At 66.6% G+C, this 18,578-nt stretch carries 16 protein-coding genes; 9 read left to right on the forward strand and 7 right to left on the reverse strand.

The window, feature by feature from the left end; translation table 11 throughout:
- Nucleotides 1-46 precede the first annotated feature (46 nt).
- Nucleotides 47-3,127 (reverse strand): helix-turn-helix transcriptional regulator, encoded by a 3,081-nt coding sequence (locus tag B2747_RS11470; protein ID WP_291160710.1) that lies wholly within the window; start codon nt 3,125-3,127, stop codon nt 47-49.
- A gap of 3 nt (nt 3,128-3,130) precedes the next feature.
- The gene (locus tag B2747_RS11475) at nt 3,131-4,231 is read right to left on the reverse strand and encodes a BamA/TamA family outer membrane protein (protein WP_291160713.1); all 1,101 of its coding nucleotides are present in this window, start codon (nt 4,229-4,231) and stop codon (nt 3,131-3,133) included.
- A 163-nt stretch (nt 4,232-4,394) separates the two neighbouring features.
- On the opposite strand from B2747_RS11475, the gene B2747_RS11480 reads away from it, so the two are divergent.
- The 3 genes from B2747_RS11480 to B2747_RS11490 are packed head-to-tail and all read left to right on the forward strand — an operon-like array spanning nt 4,395 to nt 7,037.
- Nucleotides 4,395-5,792: an Nramp family divalent metal transporter gene (locus B2747_RS11480; RefSeq protein ID WP_291160716.1), complete on the forward strand. Its 1,398-nt coding sequence runs from the start codon at nt 4,395-4,397 to the stop codon at nt 5,790-5,792.
- Nucleotides 5,780-6,232 (forward strand): universal stress protein, encoded by a 453-nt coding sequence (locus B2747_RS11485; protein ID WP_291160718.1) that lies wholly within the window; start codon nt 5,780-5,782, stop codon nt 6,230-6,232. The genes B2747_RS11480 and B2747_RS11485 overlap by 13 nt, the downstream gene beginning before the upstream one ends.
- Before the next feature lie 10 nt (nt 6,233-6,242).
- Nucleotides 6,243-7,037: a metal-dependent transcriptional regulator gene (locus B2747_RS11490; protein ID WP_291160720.1), complete on the forward strand. Its 795-nt coding sequence runs from the start codon at nt 6,243-6,245 to the stop codon at nt 7,035-7,037.
- A gap of 21 nt (nt 7,038-7,058) precedes the next feature.
- Here B2747_RS11490 and B2747_RS11495 read toward each other — a convergent pair whose 3' ends face one another.
- Nucleotides 7,059-7,559 (reverse strand): hypothetical protein, encoded by a 501-nt coding sequence (locus B2747_RS11495; RefSeq protein ID WP_291160723.1) that lies wholly within the window; start codon nt 7,557-7,559, stop codon nt 7,059-7,061.
- Nucleotides 7,560-7,781: 222 nt separating this feature from the next.
- Here B2747_RS11495 and glgB point away from each other — a divergent pair, with 222 nt between their 5' ends.
- Nucleotides 7,782-9,989, forward strand: a complete 2,208-nt coding sequence (glgB, locus tag B2747_RS11500) for a 1,4-alpha-glucan branching protein GlgB (RefSeq protein WP_291160726.1) — start codon at nt 7,782-7,784, stop codon at nt 9,987-9,989.
- Nucleotides 9,986-10,762, forward strand: a complete 777-nt coding sequence (locus B2747_RS11505; protein ID WP_291160728.1) for an SURF1 family protein — start codon at nt 9,986-9,988, stop codon at nt 10,760-10,762. The genes glgB and B2747_RS11505 overlap by 4 nt, the downstream gene beginning before the upstream one ends.
- Here the strand turns inward: B2747_RS11505 and B2747_RS11510 are convergent.
- From B2747_RS11510 to B2747_RS11525, 4 genes are all read right to left on the reverse strand, one after another.
- A complete protein-coding gene (locus B2747_RS11510; RefSeq protein WP_291160731.1) occupies nt 10,750-11,760 on the reverse strand; it encodes an NAD-dependent epimerase in 1,011 nt (336 codons plus the stop codon). The two genes, B2747_RS11505 and B2747_RS11510, sit on opposite strands and share 13 nt — an antisense overlap.
- Nucleotides 11,761-11,805: 45 nt before the next feature.
- On the reverse strand, nt 11,806-12,744 hold the full coding sequence (locus tag B2747_RS11515) for a DMT family transporter (protein WP_291160733.1): 939 nt from the start codon (nt 12,742-12,744) through the stop codon (nt 11,806-11,808).
- Nucleotides 12,741-14,153, reverse strand: a complete 1,413-nt coding sequence (gene mgtE / locus B2747_RS11520; protein WP_291160736.1) for a magnesium transporter — start codon at nt 14,151-14,153, stop codon at nt 12,741-12,743. Before mgtE ends, B2747_RS11515 begins: the two co-directional genes overlap by 4 nt.
- Nucleotides 14,154-14,221: 68 nt before the next feature.
- On the reverse strand, nt 14,222-14,488 hold the full coding sequence (locus tag B2747_RS11525; RefSeq protein WP_291160739.1) for a hypothetical protein: 267 nt from the start codon (nt 14,486-14,488) through the stop codon (nt 14,222-14,224).
- A 70-nt stretch (nt 14,489-14,558) separates the two neighbouring features.
- Between B2747_RS11525 and B2747_RS11530 the strand changes: the two genes are divergently transcribed.
- Genes B2747_RS11530 through B2747_RS11545 form a run of 4 tightly spaced genes read left to right on the forward strand, consistent with a single transcriptional unit; the run spans nt 14,559 to nt 18,576 of the window.
- On the forward strand, nt 14,559-15,470 hold the full coding sequence (locus B2747_RS11530) for an NAD(P)-dependent oxidoreductase (RefSeq protein ID WP_291160742.1): 912 nt from the start codon (nt 14,559-14,561) through the stop codon (nt 15,468-15,470).
- Complete coding sequence (locus tag B2747_RS11535; RefSeq protein ID WP_291160745.1) at nt 15,467-16,738, forward strand: cysteine desulfurase-like protein; 1,272 nt, start codon at nt 15,467-15,469, stop codon at nt 16,736-16,738. Before B2747_RS11530 ends, B2747_RS11535 begins: the two co-directional genes overlap by 4 nt.
- A 42-nt stretch (nt 16,739-16,780) precedes the next feature.
- The gene (locus tag B2747_RS11540; RefSeq protein WP_291160748.1) at nt 16,781-18,052 is read left to right on the forward strand and encodes a hypothetical protein; all 1,272 of its coding nucleotides are present in this window, start codon (nt 16,781-16,783) and stop codon (nt 18,050-18,052) included.
- Complete coding sequence (locus B2747_RS11545) at nt 18,049-18,576, forward strand: acyl-CoA thioesterase (protein WP_291160751.1); 528 nt, start codon at nt 18,049-18,051, stop codon at nt 18,574-18,576. Before B2747_RS11540 ends, B2747_RS11545 begins: the two co-directional genes overlap by 4 nt.
- Nucleotides 18,577-18,578 lie beyond the last annotated feature (2 nt).

Here is an 18,578-nt window from a genome sequence, read left to right on the forward strand (position 1 = left end):
CGCGATACCGCCGACGTCGGGCCCAGCGCGGGCCCGGCGTCGGCGCTCAGTGTTGTGATGGCGAGAGGTCGTCGTGCAGTCCATGCTCGCGGGCGAGGTCGCCAAGACCGGTGCGATCACGCACGCCCACCTTGCCGAACACATTGGCGAGGTGTGTGCCCGCGGTGCGCGCCGTAATGCCAAGCGCGGCGCCGATTTCCTTGTTGGAAAGCCGGCGGGCCACGAGCCGCACGATGTCGAGTTCGCGTGCGGTGAGGGCAGCGAACGGTGAGTCCGTGCGTGCCGGTACGGTGCCGGAAGGCGCGGCCGACACACCACCCGCGCGCGGAATGGCCGCCTGTGCGTTCGAGAGCGCGCCCAGCTCGCTGAGCAGTGCGCGAGCCATGTTGACCGAAGGTGCAGCGTCGAGCGACTCAAACACTGACAGCGCCGCACGCGCTTCATGCACAGCATCCGTGCTGGCGCCTCGCGTCTTGTGCATGACGGCCAAACGAAGTCGGGCCGTGGCCGCGTCAAACGGATAGGGGACGGCCTCGAGCTGGTTGATGGCGTCGTGCAACGCATCAACGGCTTCAGCCATGTGGCCAACCTGCATGGCCAGTTCGCCATCGATGACACGAACCCAGGCCGTGCCCACGGCATGGGAAAGACGGGACGCGTCACTGGCCAGTCGATCACGAAGACGGCGCAGTGTGGCATGATCGCGCAGCTCGAGGGCGACCATGGCCATGGTGGGCAGCAAGCGATGTACCGCCCAGGCGATGTAGCCTGTGCTATCGGCCAGCGCGAGCGCGCGCTCGCCCAGCGCGAGCGCTTCACGATGTGCACCGCGCGCATGCAGCAGGCGGGTGCGGGCCACAAAGGCCGGCAGAATACCGTGCACCTCGAACGGCCGGTGTGCATCGGCCAAGGCGGCACCGGACACCTCCCAGGCCTCGTCCACCAGACGCGCGGCGGCATCCAGCTGTCCGCGCTGCAGCAGGATGCCGCTCACCCAATGGGCCATGCGCGAGACAATGGTGGACTGTTCGAGCATGCGAGCCAACACCAGGCCGCGATCGCCGTCTGCGAGTGCACGCTGCCATTCCCCGGTCCCGGCGCGGTACTCGAGCATCACCTCGAGCGTGCGCAGCTCCAACAGGGGTGAGGCAAGCTGCCGGGCCAGCTGCTCGGCGGCCGCGAGGTGCTGACCGAGTGCCGTGGTATTGGAGGTGAGACCAGCCAGCACGGCGGCGGCCCAATGCGCCGACCATTGCAGATTGGGTTCCCCAGTGGCCTCGGCGTGCTGCACCGCGGCGCGGGCATGGGTCCACGCGCGATGCGCCGGGCCCGTCCAGATATGCAGCATGAGCTGCATGCGGTGCGCGCGGGCGAGCAACAGCATGTCGCTGCTGGCCTCCGCGGCGGCCAGCGCATCACGCACGTCGCTTTTGGCGGCGTCCACCAGCCCAAGCGCCTGACGGCAGTCGCTGCGAGCCAGCAAGGCGCGGCCATGCAATACGCGGTCGCCGGTTTGTGCGGCCAGCGCGCAGGCAATGTCGAAGTGTCCCAGTGCTTCTTCCCGTCGCGCGAGTCCCTGCAGCGATAGGCCGATGCGGCGCTCCGCCATGGCACGGGCGCGGGTGTCGCCGCGGGCCGCGGCCAGATCGCGGGCCCGCATGTTGAGCTGTGCAGCGCGCTGGTAGTCGGGGAGTCGCCGATACACCCGGGCCAGGTCGTCCACGAGCGCCGCCAAAGTCTCAGGCGTGGTGGCATGTGGATCTCGATCTGCGCGGTCGAGCGCCGCCTGGAGAAAGGCGGCGCCCTCCCGACGCGCGCGCCGCGATACGGCACGCAGCCCGGCATCGATCAGCCAGGGGATGGCACGTCCCGAGTCACGGTCCGGATCGGCCTGCATCCAGTGTGCTGCCACGGCTTCGACGTCTGGTGCGGACAGTCCTTCGAGCGTCCGCGCAATCAGAGCATGCCAGCGACGGACCTGCACGAGGCCGATGCGCTGCAACAGCGCCAACTGCAAGAGTGGATGGGAAAACTCGTAGCTGATCTCGGGTCCCTGTGCCCGATCAAGCACGAGGCGCTCGTGACGCAGACGATCAAGCGTACGCTCGGTCTGTGCTGGGTCCCAACCCATCACTTCGCGCGTGCACGCCAGCACCAGATCGTGTGTGGCGCTGCTGCCGGCCACAGACAGGAGCTCGGCCAACTGACGTGCCTCGCCGTCCAGTCGAGCCAGTCGCGCCTCCATGACCTCGTGCAGCGAGGGCGGCAGTTGCACGTGCGCGGCCTGCCAGCCCACCCACTCACCGGCGTCTTCGCGCAGGGCGTGACGACGCATGAGTTCTTCGAGTATCTGCTCCACGAAGAACGGATTGCCGCGCGCCACGGCCTGAAGGCGTTGCACGAGCGGTGCGCAGGTGGCAGTGCTGACTGCAAAGCGCCTGGCCACCATGTCCTGCACAGCACTGGATGCCAGTGGTGGCAGCGTCAACTCCAGCACCGCCTGATGGGAACGCAGCGAGCGCAAGGCGGTGCGCAGGCTGTCGGGCAGCGGCACATCGGTTTCGTTCCAACTCGCCACAAGGACAACGCGCAATGAGTGAATCTGCCGGCCGAGATAGTGCAATAGTTCAATCGTCGCATGGTCAGCCCACTGCAGATTCTCGAGTGTGAGCAGGAGAGGTTGCCGATCACCCAGCGCCTTGAGACAGGCCAGTACGCTGGCGTGCAATCGCACGCGCTGCTCAGCCGCTGGGCTGTAGTCCAGTACGGCGTGATCGCCATGGTTGCCGCGCGCGAGCAGACTGGGGGCGAGTGCCGCCAGCACGGCCGAGCTGCCACGTGTGAGCCGCGTGACGATGGCGGCATCGAGCGCAGACAGGACCGGTGTGAGCGCGTCGGCAAAGGGCGCATACGGGATGGCCGTCTCGAGCGGATAGGCGCGGCCCGTGGCACAGCACAGGCCTTCCTGCGCGGCATGCCGCTGCACCTCCTGCATGAGACGTGTCTTGCCCACACCACCGTCGCCCGACAGGAACACCAGTCGCCCCTGGCCACCCGTGACTTCACGAATGGCGGTGTGCAGCTGCGCGAGTTCCGTGTCCCGTCCAACGAAGGGCAGCGTATGCATGGATCAGAAGGCCTGATTGAATCCGATGTAGAGCCCCGAGGCGCCGCTTCGCCCTCGAGCGTAGTCTACACGGATTGCCGTGCGCTGCACGGCATCCAGCTGCAGGCGCAATCCGGCGCCGTACGTGGGCAATGGCAGTGCGCCTGGCAGGTCGGGAAGGTGTGATGCCACTGCGCCCAGTCCAGCGAATGCCACCGCGCCCACGCGCTTCCTGATCGGGCTGCGATACTCCATTTGCGACGCAATGAGCCAGTGTTCACGATAACGGCCACGCGCATATCCGCGCAGTATGTCGCCGCCGCCCGCGAGCGCGAGTTGGTCAAACGGCGCGCCGCCCGAGGTTCCGACAACAAGCGCCTGCACGGCAAGCACCTGGCCGTGGCCGATTGGCACGTGCCGCCGGGTGTCGACGCGCAGTCGCTGGTAATCGAAGGCCGCGCCTGGCAGCGAGGTAGTCAGGCTCCATTGTGTGACGCCACCGGAACGCGGTGCGAAGAGGCCGTCGCGTGAGTCATGCAACACACCAAAACTTGCCTCCGCGATGCGTCCACCGTCCGAACCGACGGGCAGTGGCTGCGCGACCAGCGCGCGCACCGCGTCGCCATTCTGAATGGATTGCTGCATCCAGCGAAGGCCTGCCGTGCCATACCAGGCCCCGCGGACTCGCCGTTGCACCGTGAATACCGCTTCCAGACTGCGCGAAGCGTATTGCATGCCCGTGTCGCTGGTGGAGCGGTCTCCAATGCCGTGGTAGGGCATGGGAAAGCGCTGCCAGGCCAGCAACCCGTGCCAGCGCCAGGTGTTGTGGGCGGTCCAGCGTTCGCCTTCTGCACTGGCACGCATCTGTCCTTGGGTGGAGCGCACGATCGTGGCCACGAGGGCCGTGGGCCGTGCGTGCTCCGATGGTGGAGGTTCATACACCCCGAGCACGGTGGCGCCCAACTGCAGGCCCGTTTCGGGAGAGGAGCCGATGGCGGGTAGCGGTTGCAGCCGACGGCGTCCTCCCGGCGACTCACTGTGTGCGTCTTGAGCCCCGGCGGCACGGCACATCATGGATAGCGCTCCGATGAGGGACAACAGGGCGCGGCGGCATATGCGGGACATGGCAGGCGGGGTTGGGGACAGGTGTCGCCTGCATGGTGCGACGTATCGGCGCGCCTGTCGCTACGTCACATGACGTAGACCGGAGGTGACGTGCACTGCCGCCGGCCGTGCGCTCCCGAATGGTGGGCTTGCCACAATCTTTAGGTGACACTAAATATTGGCCATGCAGCAACCGAATCATGAAATTCCCGGGGACGTCGGCCGCGAGTCCTCTCCACGGTCGTCGCCCGCGGCACCGGAACCCGGCTGGCGGCGGGCCCGCCTCGCGCCATCGCTCGCCGAGGTGCACCGCTCGGTGGAGGTCAACGGCGCGACCTGGTTCCGCAAGTTGCTGGCCTTTGCGGGACCCGGATATCTGGTGGCGGTGGGCTACATGGACCCCGGCAACTGGGCCACCGATCTCGCCGGCGGCTCGCGCTTCGGCTACGCCCTGCTGTCGGTCATTCTGCTGTCCAACCTGATGGCCGTGCTCTTGCAGGGATTGGCCTCCAAGCTGGGCATCGTGACGGGGCGGGATCTCGCGCAGGCCTGCCGCGATCACTACTCACCGCGCGTGGCCTTTTCGCTCTGGGTGCTCTGCGAGCTGGCCATTGCGGCCTGTGATCTGGCCGAGGTCATTGGTACCGCCATCGCCCTCAACCTGCTGTTCGACATCCCGCTGCCCTGGGGCATTGCCATCACCGCCCTCGACGTGATGATCGTGCTCTGGCTGCAGAATCGCGGTTTCCGCATGCTCGAGGCCCTGGTCATTGCGCTCGTGGCCGTGGTTGGCGGGTGTTTTGTGTTCGAGTTGTTCATTTCGCGACCCGACCTCGGCGCGGTGGCCCGCGGCTTCGTGCCCACCAGCGAAATTGTGCGGAACCCCGAGATGCTCTACATCGCGATTGGCATTCTCGGTGCCACCGTCATGCCGCACAATCTCTACCTGCACTCGTCCATCGTGCAGACGCGCAAGTATGAGGAGAGCGCCGAAGGCAAGCGTGAAGCAGTGCGCTTTGCCTTCCTCGACTCCACCATTGCCCTCACGTTTGCGCTCTTCATCAACGCCGCCATTCTCATCGTCGCGGCGGCCACTTTCCATACGTCCGGCAATACGCAGGTCGCTGAAATTCAGGACGCCTATCAACTGCTCACGCCGCTGCTCGGGGTGGCCGGTGCCAGCGCCGTCTTCGCATTGGCCCTGCTGGCCAGTGGTCAGAACTCCACACTCACCGGTACGCTCGCGGGCCAGATCGTGATGGAGGGATTCCTTGACCTCCGTATCCGGCCCTGGTTGCGTCGTCTCATTACGCGCGCGATTGCCATCGTGCCGGCGGCCATCGTTGCGATAATTTACGGGGAAAGTGGAACGGCCAAGTTGCTGGTGTTCAGTCAGGTCGTGCTCTCACTGCAGTTGTCGTTCGCGGTGTTCCCTCTCGTGCGCTTCACGTCCGACCGGGTCAAGATGGGTGAGTTCGTCAATTCGCCAGCCCTGCGTTTCAGCGCCTACGGGGTGGCGACAGTCATCGCCTCCCTGAACGTGTGGCTGCTGGTCCAGACGGTGAAGGAGTGGCTGACCTGATGTACACACGCATTCTCGTGCCACTCGAGCACTCCAGCTACGATGGCGTCATCGTGGACCACGTGCGTCGGCTGGCGACGCTCTGTCAATCGTCGCTGGTGCTGATCCACGTGGCCGATGGGTGGGCCGCGCGACATCAGCGTTCCCTGCAGTTGCGCGAGTCGGAGGAGATGCGTGCCGATCGCGAGTACATCGAGCAGTGGTGTGCCACGTTGCGTGCCGAGGGCTTTGAAACGGAGTCCATTCTGGCTGGTGGTGATCCGGCTACGGAAATCGCCTCGGCGGCCGAGCGTGAGGCCTGTGACCTGATTGCCATGGCCGTACACGGACACAAGGGTCTGCAGGACGTGTTGTATGGCACCACGGCAAACGGCGTACGGCACAAGACCATGGTGCCCGTCTTGATGGTGCGGGGTCCCGCTGGCGGCCGCCCGCGCTGATCTTTCGTCCATGCCTGCACGCCCCACGCCACCCGCCGCGTCGGTCAAAGCGCCGCCGCCGCTCACCGAGCCCGTTGAGGATTACCTCAAGGCCATCTACGAACTGGAGACGCGCTCCGGTGCGGCTGCCACATCCGACGTGGCGCAGGCGCTCCAGGTGGCGCCGGCCTCCGTCACCGGAATGATCCGCCGCCTCGCCACGCAGGGCCTGCTGGATCATGTCCCGTATCGCGGCGTGCAACTCACGGCACTCGGGCGTCGTGCGGCGCTTCGCACCATTCGGCGGCATCGCATTCTCGAGACGTATCTCACGCAGGTGCTGGGGTACGCCTGGGACCGCGTACACGACGAAGCCGAACGTTTGGAGCACGCCGCCAGCGACGATCTTATTGAGCGCATGTCGGCCGCACTCGGCCATCCCACGGCCGATCCGCACGGCGCGCCCATTCCCACCGCAGACGGCCGGGTGGATGAACGCATGCATCGCACCATTGCCGATCTGGCCGTGGGCGAGACCGTGCGCATGCTGCGCGTAAGTGACAAGGATCCGGAGCTGTTGCGCTATCTGGCCGGTATTGCCTTGCAGCCGGGCGTGGAAGTCACGCTGCTCAGTCGTGCGCCGTTCGACGGGCCGCTCACCTTGCGTGTGGGTGAGGGCGAACCCGTAGTGGGCAGCACGCTGGCGGCGCAGGTGCTCATTGAAGCTTTGCCCGCACCATCGGCGACGGCCGCTCCGGCTCGGTCGGATGACACGGGCAAGGCAACCGACACCAAGCCCCGCTCAGCGCGCAAGTCCGCGCGCTGAGCAGAGCGAGCCGCTCATGGCTCAGCGTGCACGCGTGCTGACGTACTCGCGCGTGGCCGCAGACAGCTTGGCCGTCTTGAGCAGATAGCGCAGGCGTGATCCATCAGCGCGGGCTTGCGCACGCTGCCCCGCTTCTACGTTGAGCCACAGGGCATCGGCAAGCGCCATTGCTTCCGTGTCCGTGTCGCCGGCCTGCGACGCTTCGTCGGCCAGCTTGTTCATGACCATGGCCGCTTCGCGCGTGTAGGACAGGGAATACAGCGAGTGAGCCAGACCGAACACGGCGTCCTTCGGCAGGCGACCCGCGTCGCGCTCGAGCGCCGCGGCAATGACGAACTCGCGACGCGCGAGATCGAAGTCGCCAGCCTCGAGCGCCTTGCGCGCCTTGAGCATGTGTTCGTTGTCATCCGAGACGGTGTGACGCGTTTCGGCAATGGGAGCCGCCGGGCGCGCCACATCGACGGCGCGCAGCTGGGCGGGGGCGGTTACGACAAGGGCGGCGGCGAGCATGATGTTCAGCATGAGTCGATCTCCTCGAGCAAGCCGTGGTGAAGACTGCAACAGGCCGGGCAACCGCGGGGCCTGTAGTCATTCGAACGGATCTTTCGTGTCCGGGTTTTACTGGCGGGTCCGCACGCCACCGGCTGTGACAAGGCGCCTGCCGCTTGCGCCCACGCGCACGGCAGACCGGTCCGTTCCGGGTAGCTCACTACTGAGTCGGCGACAAGTGTCTATCTTTGACACATGACACCGGACGCACGCGACGACGCCCCCCTCGAGCCGAGCGCCATCACGCCGCGCGCCATCACGCCGCGCGCCATCACGCCGCGCGCGCTCCATGACGCCAGCCGATACCGGCCTACGCTCGGCGCGGTCGACCTGCATCTCTTCAATGAGGGCCGCCATCTTCGCCTCTGGGAGAAGCTGGGCGCACATCCCTGTCGCGTCGACGGCGAACACGGTACCGCCTTTGCCGTGTGGGCGCCCAACGCCACCGACGTCAGCGTCATCGGCGACTTCAACGACTGGCGTGGCGGCGAGCATCGCCTGCGCCGGCTCGGTGGCAGCGGTGTGTTCGAGGGCTTCATTCCCGGCGTTGGCCCCGGCGCGCTCTACAAATACGAAATCGGTACACGCCGGGGTGATGTGCGCGTCAAGACCGATCCGTTTGCGGCCAAGATGGAGCAGGCTCCGGGCTTTGCTTCCATCGTGCAGGCACGCAGCGACTACAGCTGGCAGGACGGCGCCTGGCTGGCGCAACGCGCCGATGCCGATCCGTTGCGCGAGCCCATGCTGGTGTACGAAGTCCATCTGGGCTCATGGATGCGGGACATGGACGGTCAGCCCCTCAGCTACCGTGACATCGCGCCCCGACTGGCGGAGCATGTGCGACGTCTGGGCTTCACGCATGTCGAACTGCTGCCGGTGCAGGAACATCCATTTGGCGGGTCATGGGGCTATCAGGTTGGCGGATACTATGCGCCCACCTCGCGCTACGGCTCGCCTGATGACTTCCGGTACTTCGTGGACGTGTTGCATCAGGCGGGCATTGGCGTGCTGCTGGACTGGGTGCCGGCGCACTTCCCGCGTGATGACTGGGCGCTGCGACGCTTTGATGGCACGGCGTGTTACGAGCACGAAGATCCCCGTCTCGGCGACCACCCGGAGTGGGGCACCCACATCTTCAACTACGGCCGCCACGAGGTGCGTAATTTTCTCGTGGCCAACGCGCTCTACTGGATCGAGATGTTTCACATCGACGGGCTGCGCGTGGATGCGGTCGCGTCCATGCTGTATCTCGACTACGGACGCGAAGCGGGACAGTGGGTGCGCAATCGTCTCGGCGGTCGGGAGAATCTCGAGGCCGTCGCCTTTCTGCGGCAGCTCAACCAGGCAGTGCACACCCTGCATCCGGGTGTGGTGATGATTGCCGAGGAGAGTACGGCGTGGCCACACGTCACCGCACCGATTGCCGAGGGGGGGCTGGGCTTCACGCTCAAGTGGAACATGGGGTGGATGCACGACACCCTGGACTACTTCCGTGTCGATCCCTTCTTCCGCAAGGGCGCGCATGACAAGCTGACGTTCGCCATGATGTACGAGTACAGCGAACGTTTCGTGAATCCGCTGTCGCACGATGAGGTGGTGCATCTCAAGAAGTCGCTGCTCGAGAAGATGCCGGGCGACGTGTGGCAGAAGTTGGCCAACCTGCGTGCGCTCATTGGCTACTCCGTCACGCGTCCGGGCAAGTCGCTGTTTTTCATGGGCACGGAGCTGGGGTCGCCCCATGAGTGGAACCACGACCGCGCCTTGGAGTGGTCGCTGCTCGAGGATCCGCGTCGTCGCGGTCTCTTCGAGTACATGGAGGCCCTCGGCGCGCTTTATCGTCAGCACGCCTGCTTCTGGCGCGCGGATCACGAGCCGCAGGGATTCCGGTGGATCGACGTGGCCGATCGTGAACAGTCCGTGCTGTCGTATGTGCGCGCAGACGGCAGTGGCGAAGCCGAGTCGCACGCGCTGGTCATTCTCAACCTCACCCCGGTGCCGCGCCCCGGCTACCGCATCGGTGCGCCGAAGGCGGGCACCTACCGGTTGGCGCTCAACAGTGACGACGCCCGTTTCGGTGGCAGTGCGTTTCCGGTGGACACGCGCGTGACCACGGACAACGAACCCTGGCACGGTTACCTGCAGTCGCTGGTCGTTTCGCTGCCTCCCCTTGGCATGCTCGTGCTGCTGCCGGAGCCAGGAAGCACATCGGCTGCTGTGGTCGATTCGGCTCCGCAGGTGACAAAGACGAGAAAGTCCAAAGTCACCAAGCCTGCGGAGACCAAGGCCAAAACCGCCAAGCCCAAAACCGCCAAAGCCCAAACGGCCAAAGCCCAAACGGCCAAAGCCAAAACGGCCAAACCGCGCAAATCGCGTGGCACCGACACCAGTGGAGAGCAGGCGTGAGCGGTCGGCGTTCGGTGTGGATGTTTGGGCTGCTCTCGGCTGTGGCCATCGCCGTCTGCGTTCGCCTGGGGTTCTGGCAACTGCGTCGCCTTGAGGAGCGGCGCGCCCAGAACGCCATCGTGGAAGGGCGCGGTGCGGCGCCACCGCTGACGCTGGCCGAACTGCAGGGGCAGGACACGTCCGTCACGCATTGGCGACGCGTGCGGGTAGAGGGCGTCGCGGACTATGCCAACGAGATGGTGCATGCGACGCGCTCGCAGAACGGCAGCCCGGGTGTGCACTTGCTCACGCCCATCCGCCCCATCGACGGTTCGTGGGGCGACACGGCCATTGTGCTGATTCGCGGCTATCTGTACGCGCCGGATGGTCGCACGGTCGACCTGGACAAGGCCCGCGAGTCGGATACGCTGCGACTCGAGGCTCTGGTCACCTCGTTCCCCCCACCGCGCCCGGGTATGGCGCGCATGGTGTCGGGTGGTCGCGCCATGCGCCTGATGGACCGCGATACGCTCGCGCTGCTGATGCAGCAGCCGCTTGGGCCCATGGTACTGCTCGCGCTTGGCGACACCATCATGACGGACATCGTGCGGCCCACACGGGTGCCGCCACCGGCCATTACCGATGGACCGCACCTGTCATACGCGCTGCAGTGGTTCGGCTTTGCGACGGTGTTCGCGGTGGGCTTTGTGGTCTTCGCCCGCGGACGGAAGCGGCGGGGCGCTGGCCCCAAGGCGCAGGCCCCCGCCACTCCGATGTCTTCTCACACGCCGTAGTAGTCGCGGTACCAGGCCACGAAGTTGGCCACACCCGTTTCGATGGGCGTGGCGGGCGCAAAGCCCACGTCGTCCACCAGCGCCTGTACATCGGCGAACGTGGCCGGCACATCGCCCGCCTGCATGGGCAGCATGCGCTTCTCCGCCGTGCGGCCCAATGCCTGCTCGAGCGTCCCGATGAGATGCATGAGCTCCACCGGGTTGTTGTTGCCGATGTTGTACACGCGCCAGGGCGCGCGGCTGCTGCCCGGGTCGGGACGCATGGAGTCCCACTGCGGGTTGGGCGGCGCGATGTGATCACTGGTGCGAATCACGCCTTCGACGATGTCGTCGATGTAGGTGAAATCGCGCTGCATGCGGCCGTGATTGAACACATCAATGGGTCGCCCTTCGAGAATGGCCTTGGTGAACAGGAACAGGGCCATGTCCGGCCGTCCCCAGGGACCATACACCGTGAAAAAGCGCAGGCCGGTGGTAGGCAGCGCGTACAGATGGCTGTACGTGTGCGCCATCAGCTCGTTGGCCTTCTTGGTGGCCGCGTACAGTGACAGCGGGTGATCGACATTCTGCCGCACCGAGAACGGCATGGCGGTGTTGGCGCCATACACACTCGATGACGACGCATACGTCAGATGCTGTACCCCGTGGTGCCGGCAGCCCTCGAGAATGTGCAGGAAGCCCACGAGGTTGCTGTCGATGTAGGCGTGCGGGTTGGTCAGCGAATAGCGTACGCCCGCCTGCGCGGCGAGATGAATGACACGATCGAAGCGTTCCTCGCGGAATAGCCGCTCCACCGCCTCACGGTCGGCCAGTTCACCGCGCACCATGCGGAAGCCGTCGCGCGTGGCGAGACGCGCCAGACGTGCCTCCTTGAGCGTCGGATCGTAGTAGTCATTCACATTGTCGAAGCCCACCACTTCGTCGCCGCGCGCCAGCAGTCGCTCGGAGGTGTGATAGCCGATGAAGCCGGCGGCGCCGGTAACCAGTAGCTTGGCCATGAGCAATGGGTGGAGTGAAGGGTGATGTGACCCGCGAATGACGACTCAGCGCGTGGCCTCGCCACGCGGGCGGCGCTGCAACAGCAGCACGGCCGCCATGATGAGCACCCCGCCGACAATCGTGCCGGCGCCAAGGGGCTGCTGCAGAACCACAATACCGAGCAGCGTGGTCCAGAACGGTTCCACGGTCGACGTGATGGCCGTACGCACCGGGCCAAGCAGTCGGAGGCCACTGAGGAAGCCGAGAAACGCGACGGCACCAAGCACACCCTGCAGCACACTCGCCCCAAACGCGAGACCGCTCGGGATCTGCCACAGGCTGCCCGTACTTGCGGACCAGGCCACGAAGCACAGCGCGCCGCCCACACCAATGGCGCGTGCGACGTCATATGCGTCGCGCCCCTGCTGTATGTGGTTGAGATACGGGATGTACAGCGCGTAGACCACCGCCGCGGCGAGAATGACGGCCAGCCCCACCGGATCGAGACTGGCCGTGCTTGGCGCGCCCACCATGGCCGCCACGCCACCCAGCGCCAGGCCGAGCGCAGCCACACGCAAACGGTCGAGCGGTTCGAGTCCGCGCGCCGCGCTCAGCAGCGCGACCCACGCGGGATACGTGTAGAAAAGAAAGCTGGCCGTGGATGCCGGCAACCAGCGCAGCGCCGCCAACGCCAGCGTGGCCACCAGCGCCTGACCGCCGCCCGTGGGTAGCAGAATGCGCGGATGGTACCATGGCGTCATCAGCACGGAGGACGGATCGGACGACGAAGCCGTAGACGAACCCGTGGACGACCCGGTGCGACGCAAGGCGCCCATGGCCAGCAGCAACACGGCGCTGGTGAGATAGCGCCACGACTGCACGCTTTCGAGTGCCATGCCCTCAGCGGTGGCCAGCACCGTGAGGGGGGAAATGGAACCGAAGGCACAGGCCGACGCCATCACCGCCAGCGTGCCACGCCAGCGGGCCGCCGAGGCGTCACTCACAACAGCTTGCCACCCAGGAACATGTAGGCCACGCTGAAGTAGAGACTGATGGCCGACACATCGACAATGGTGGCCACAAACGGCGCCGAGGCGCTGGCCGGGTCAAACCCCAGACGCTTGAGCAGGAAGGGCAGCATGGATCCGCTCAGCGAGCCGATGGTCACGACGGCCAGCAGCGTCACGCCAACCGTGAAGGCGATGAGCCATGAGAACTCGCCGTAGTCGTAAAGTCCGGTGGCGTTCCACAACGCGATGCGTGTGATGGCAATGACGCCAAGCATCGTGCCCAGCACGAGACCGGCCGGCAGTTCACGCAGCACGATGCGCCACCAGTCGCGCAGATGCACCTCGCCCAGCGCCATGGCGCGGATGATGAGCGAGGTGGCCTGCGAGCCGGCATTGCCACCCGAGCTCATGACCAGCGGAATGAACTGCGACAGAAACACGGCGTCACTCAGCGAATGCTCATAGCGCGTCATGACGGAGGCCGTGAAGAACTCGCTCAGTGCGAGAATGGCCAGCCAGCCGCCACGCTTGCGTACATTCTGCCAGAGCCCCACCTGCATATAGGGCTCTTCGAGCGCTTCCATGCCGCCAAACTTCTGCGCGTCTTCGGTCTGCTCTTCCTGGATGACGTCGATGACGTCGTCGACGGTGACCACACCCAGCAGGCGCCGCTGCCCATCCACCACCGGCAGCGCCACGAGGTCGTAGTTGGAGGTCACCTGCGACACTTCTTCCTGCGGTGTGTCGGGCGCGACGCTCACCACCTCGGTCCACGCGTGTTCGCTGATGCGCGAGCCCTCGGGCGCCGCCAGCAACTCACGCAGCGACAACACGCCGCGCAGCCGGCCGTTCGCGTCGGTCGTGTAGATCGTGTACATCGCCTCGCGCCGACCGCCACGCGCCATCGCGCGCACGGCGCGCAGTGATTCCTCCACCGTGAGCGTCTCTTCCACCGACACGAACTCGGTGGTCATCAGACCACCGGCCGTGTAGGGATCGTACTGCAGCAGCCGTTCGGTTTCGGCCTTCTCCTTGGGCTCGAGCTCCTGGAGAATTTCGTCGGCCGTTTCCTCGTCCAGTTCTTCGAGCGCATCCGCGCGCTCGTCCGGATCCATCTCGGCCACGATCTCGGCCGCTTCGCCGGCGGGGAGCTCCTCCAGTACCATCGTGCGGAGGTCTTCGTCGAGGTACTCCAGCACCTCGGCCGCACGTTCGCGAGGCAACGCCGCCAATAGCGCGCGCACCGCAGCCTCCGGCATGGCCTCGGCCACGTCGGCGAGGTCGGCCGGATGCATTTCCTCCGTCTGCGGGCCGACACTCTCCGGATGCTCCTCGAGGAGTTCGAGCAGATCCGGAACGATCAGCGCCGCAAGCGGCCGGTCTTCGTTGGCTCGTGGCGTCATGGGCGAAGGGGCGGCGGGCTGAGGGGCAACTTAGCGGTCCCCCTGCGAGGCGCAAAGCATGACGGCAGTTAACGTTCCGGCTCGGACTCCCGGTCGCCCAGGACGGGCAGGCCCGCGGACTCGGTGCGCAACCCGGCCAGCGTCAGTCCGGCGGCGGCCAGGGCCTCCTCGATGACCACGGCGGGCAGCGCAGCGCCCGCCTCGAGCACCGCCCCGCGCATGCTCACCTCAGCACTTTCCACGCCCGGGATGCTGCCCAGCGCCGTGCGGGCGGCGCGCACCGCGTGTACCGAAAGCAGGCCGTCGATCTGCACGTGGATGCGCTGTCGTGTCATCTTTCAATTTCCACGGCTCACGTCTCCCGTTCAATGCCCGGCTGTGGTTCCGCCTTTACCCGTTGCCTGCATGCTGCGTGTTGCCTTCATCGGCCTCGGTGCCATCGGGGCCCCCATGGCGCGCCACCTGGCGCACCCGGATTTCGACCTTGTCGTTTGGAACCGCACGCGGGCCAAGGCCGACGCCTTTGCTGCGGCCACTGGAGCTCGTGTTGCCAACACGCCGGCCGACGCGGCGGTGGGCCGTGACGTGGTCGTGACCTGTCTGCCCGTCTCACGCGACGTGCAGTCGCTGCTGGATGGTCCTGACGGGATATTGGCCACCATGAAGAGCGGCGCCGTGCTGGTGGACTGCACCTCGGGTGATGGCGCCACGTCGCGGCAGATCGCCGCACAGTTGGCCGTGCATGGCGTGGGCTTTCTCGATGCGCCCGTCTCGGGCGGCGTGGCCGGCGCCGAGCAGGGCACCCTCACGGTCATGGTGGGCGGCGACGCCGACATCCTCGCCACCGTGCGTCCGGTGCTCGAGCGCTTCGGACAGCGTATCGTCCACTGCGGCCCCGTTGGCGCGGGCGATGCACTCAAGGCCGTCAACAACGCGCTGCTGGCCATGCACATCTGGGGCACGGCCGAAGGGCTGGTGGCGCTCGAGAAGGCGGGGGTGAACGCCGATGTGGCGCTCGAAGTGCTCAACACCTCCAGTGGTCGCTCCAACGCGAGCATGAATCTCTTCCCGGATCGCGTGCTCACGCGCGCCTTCCCGCGCACGTTCCGTCTGGCGCTGCTCGACAAGGATGTGGGCATCGCCGCCGCCCTCGCACGCGACACGCAGGTGGTGGCGCCGTTGCTGCAACTCACGTCAGAGCTGTTCCGTCAGGCGCATCGTGAGCTGGGCGAGGAGGCCGATCACGTGGAGGCGGTGCAGGTGGTCGAGCGTCTTGCCGGCGCCACCATTCGCGGGCGTGGAGCGGCGGACACATGAATCACACCCATGCCGCGCCGTTGCACGCTGCACCGACCATTGCCTCGCTCGATGCCATTCGCGCGCAGTTCCCCGCGCTGGCGCGGCGTGAAGGCGATGTGCCGGTGGCGTACTTCGACGGACCCGGTGGCACGCAGGTGCCACGTGCGGTGGTCGACGCCATGACGTACTACCTGCTGCATCACAACGCCAACACCCACTGGGCCTATCCCACCAGCGTGGAAACGGACGCCTTGCTGGCGCAGGCGCGCGCCACGCTGGCCGATTTCCTCGGCGCCTCCGCTGACGAGATCGCGTTTGGCAGCAACATGACCACGCTGCTGTTTCACATCGCGCGCGCCATCGGACGGCAGTTGCAGCCGGGCGACGAAATCATCGTCACGGAGCTCGACCACCACGCCAATGTGGCGCCCTGGCAGGCGCTGGCACGCGAGCGCGGGGTGGTGCTCAAGTGGTTGCCGCTCGATCTGACCACCTTCCGCCACGAGGCCGGTGCCCTCACGCGCCTCTTGTCGCCGCGCACGAAAGTGGTGGCCATCGGGGCCGCGTCCAACATGCTGGGCACCATCAGCGATGTGGCCGCGCTCGTAGCCGAGGCTCGCGCCGCTGGTGCACTCACCGTGGTCGACGCGGTGCACTACGCGCCACATGCACTGGTTGACGCGGCCGCACTCGATGCGGACTTCGTGCTCTGCAGTGCCTACAAGTTCTACGGTCCGCATGTGGGTGTGGTGTACGGACGCGCGTCCACGGTGGCATCGCTCGATGTGCCGCGCCTCGAGCCGGCGCCTGACTGGGTGCCCGAGTGCCTCGAAACCGGCACGCAGAATCATGAGGGTATTGTCGGCGCTGCGGCGGCGGTGGAGTTTCTCGCCTCACTCAGCGGGGACGCGGGCGCACCGCGCCGCGAACGTCTGGCCCAGGCCATGGCCGGGCTGCATGAGCGGGGTGAGGCGCTGCTGCAGCAACTGTGGGATGGTCTGCAGGCCATCGATGGCGTGACCGTGTACGGCCCGCCGCCCGGGACACCGCGCACCCCCACCGTCTCGTTCCGCGTGCACGGTGTGCCGTCGGAAGACGTGTCACGTGCGCTCGCGCCGCGTGGCCTGTATGTGTCGCACGGCGACTTCTACGCCAGCACCATCGCACGCCGGCTTGGCGTGAGCGACGAAGGACTCGTGCGCGCGGGCTGTGCCTGCTACACCAGCGCTGATGAAGTGCAGCGCCTCGTGAGCAGCGTGGCCGATGTCGTGCGGGGCGCGCGCTGAATGCCACCGGCCATACGTTCCCAGGCACGCCGCAGTCTCTCCATGGCCATGCTGGTTCTGGTGGCGGTGTCCTGCAAGGCCGACAGTCGCGCACCCGATGGCGCACTGACGGCGCCGTCGGCCGAGTTTCTCGTGGCCGCGGGCGACTCCACGTACTGGATTCGCAGCAATGACGAGGGCATGCGGGTGCGCAGTGCTCCCATTCTGCTCACGCAGGTCGACGGGCGGCTCTTCGAGATCTTCATCGGTGACGAAGGCGCCGAGTATCCCGAGGCGTCGTTTGCCACCGCGCGGCTGTGGTCGCGGGCCATCGAGTCGCGCGACAGCACGCTGCTTTTTGCTGACAGCACCGTGCTCCGCGAACTCGCAGCCTGGCGCAAGGCGAATCCACGCGAAAGCGAAATCGATCCCAGCGCCGACGATGTGCCGGACGATCCGCAGACCATCGTGCAGGACGACATCGAAATCATCGACGCCCACGGCCCCTATCTCACCTTCGAGCACCTGCTCGACGTGGACATCGACGGCGGGCCCGAGCACATCCATACCGGCCGCCGCTATGTCGTGGACGTGCGCACGGGACATCGCGCCAGCCTGGCCGACGTGCTGGGCGCAGAGGAGGCGGCCCGCGCGTTGGCAACGGCCCGCGCCAGTCTCACACAACTCACCGACAGCATTCGCGCAGCGGGAGCCTCGGGCGACGAGCGCGCAGCGGCGGCGGTGGAGTCGCTCGACAGCTTTGTCTTCGACAGCACCAGCTTCGGTATCACCGATGCCGGTCGTGAGCCCGCCATTGCCTTCATGGTGCCGGGCAAGGGTCCGGACGGCGAGGCGCTGGCCATGTATCTGCCGCCCATTCGCGTAAAGGCCCCCGTGTGGTGGACGCCGGTGCAGCGCATGCTGCCCGAATGGGCCGCGGACTCCTCGCTGGTGCGCTGGCGGCGGGAGCGCTACGACGTGCTGGCGCGGCCATCGGCAGAAGGCGACCTGCTTGCGCTTTCGCTGCAGGCCAAGGGCGCTCGCGATACGCTGGGCACCTGGCCCGTTACGACGGTTGCCGCGCCGGCGTATCAGCTCATCGCTCTCGAGTCGCCCCCACTCGACAGCGCGGCCCGTGCCGCGCTCGCGCGGGCCTTTGATGTATCCACCGCGCTCGATGGACTCGTGCAGCGCGCGCGGTTTTCCCCTTCACGCGGCCCCGCCTCACGCGCTTTCGCACCGCGCGGTTCCGCAGGACGCAGGTCTCCGTTTCGCAGCACCTCAACGCCTCACACACTCCTGCAGAGCGTGTCGCACACTTTGAACCGTCCATGACCGACCGCGCTCCGCGCCCCGTCTCCGCCTCCCAGCACGAGACCAGTGAACTCATCATGCCGCAGGATGCCAACATCCTCGGCCACGCCTTCGGTGGCGCCATCATGGCCATGGTGGACAAGGCCGCAGCGGTGTCTGCCTTCCGTCATGCCCGCACGGCCTGCGTCACCGCCAGCATTGATCGGGTGGACTTCCGCGAACCCATTCACGTGGGCGATCTGGTGACCTGCAAGGCCTCCGTGAACTTCGTGGGCACCACGAGCATGGAAATCGGTGTGCGGGTGGAAGCCGAAGATCTCATCAGCGGCGCGCGGCGACACACCAATACCTGCTACCTGACGTTCGTGGCCATCGACCGTAATGGTCGGCCGGTGCCCATTCCCAAGGTGCTGCCGGAAACCGACGAACAGCAGCGACGTCACGAGGCCGCGCAGGCCCGCCGCCGCCGTCGCCTCGAAGAGCGTCAGGACGAGAAGCGCCAGGATGACCAGCGGCTCGACGACGCACGGGACGCCAGCCGCTGACC

Source organism: Gemmatimonas sp. UBA7669 (genome assembly GCF_002483225.1).
Lineage (GTDB): Bacteria > Gemmatimonadota > Gemmatimonadetes > Gemmatimonadales > Gemmatimonadaceae > Gemmatimonas.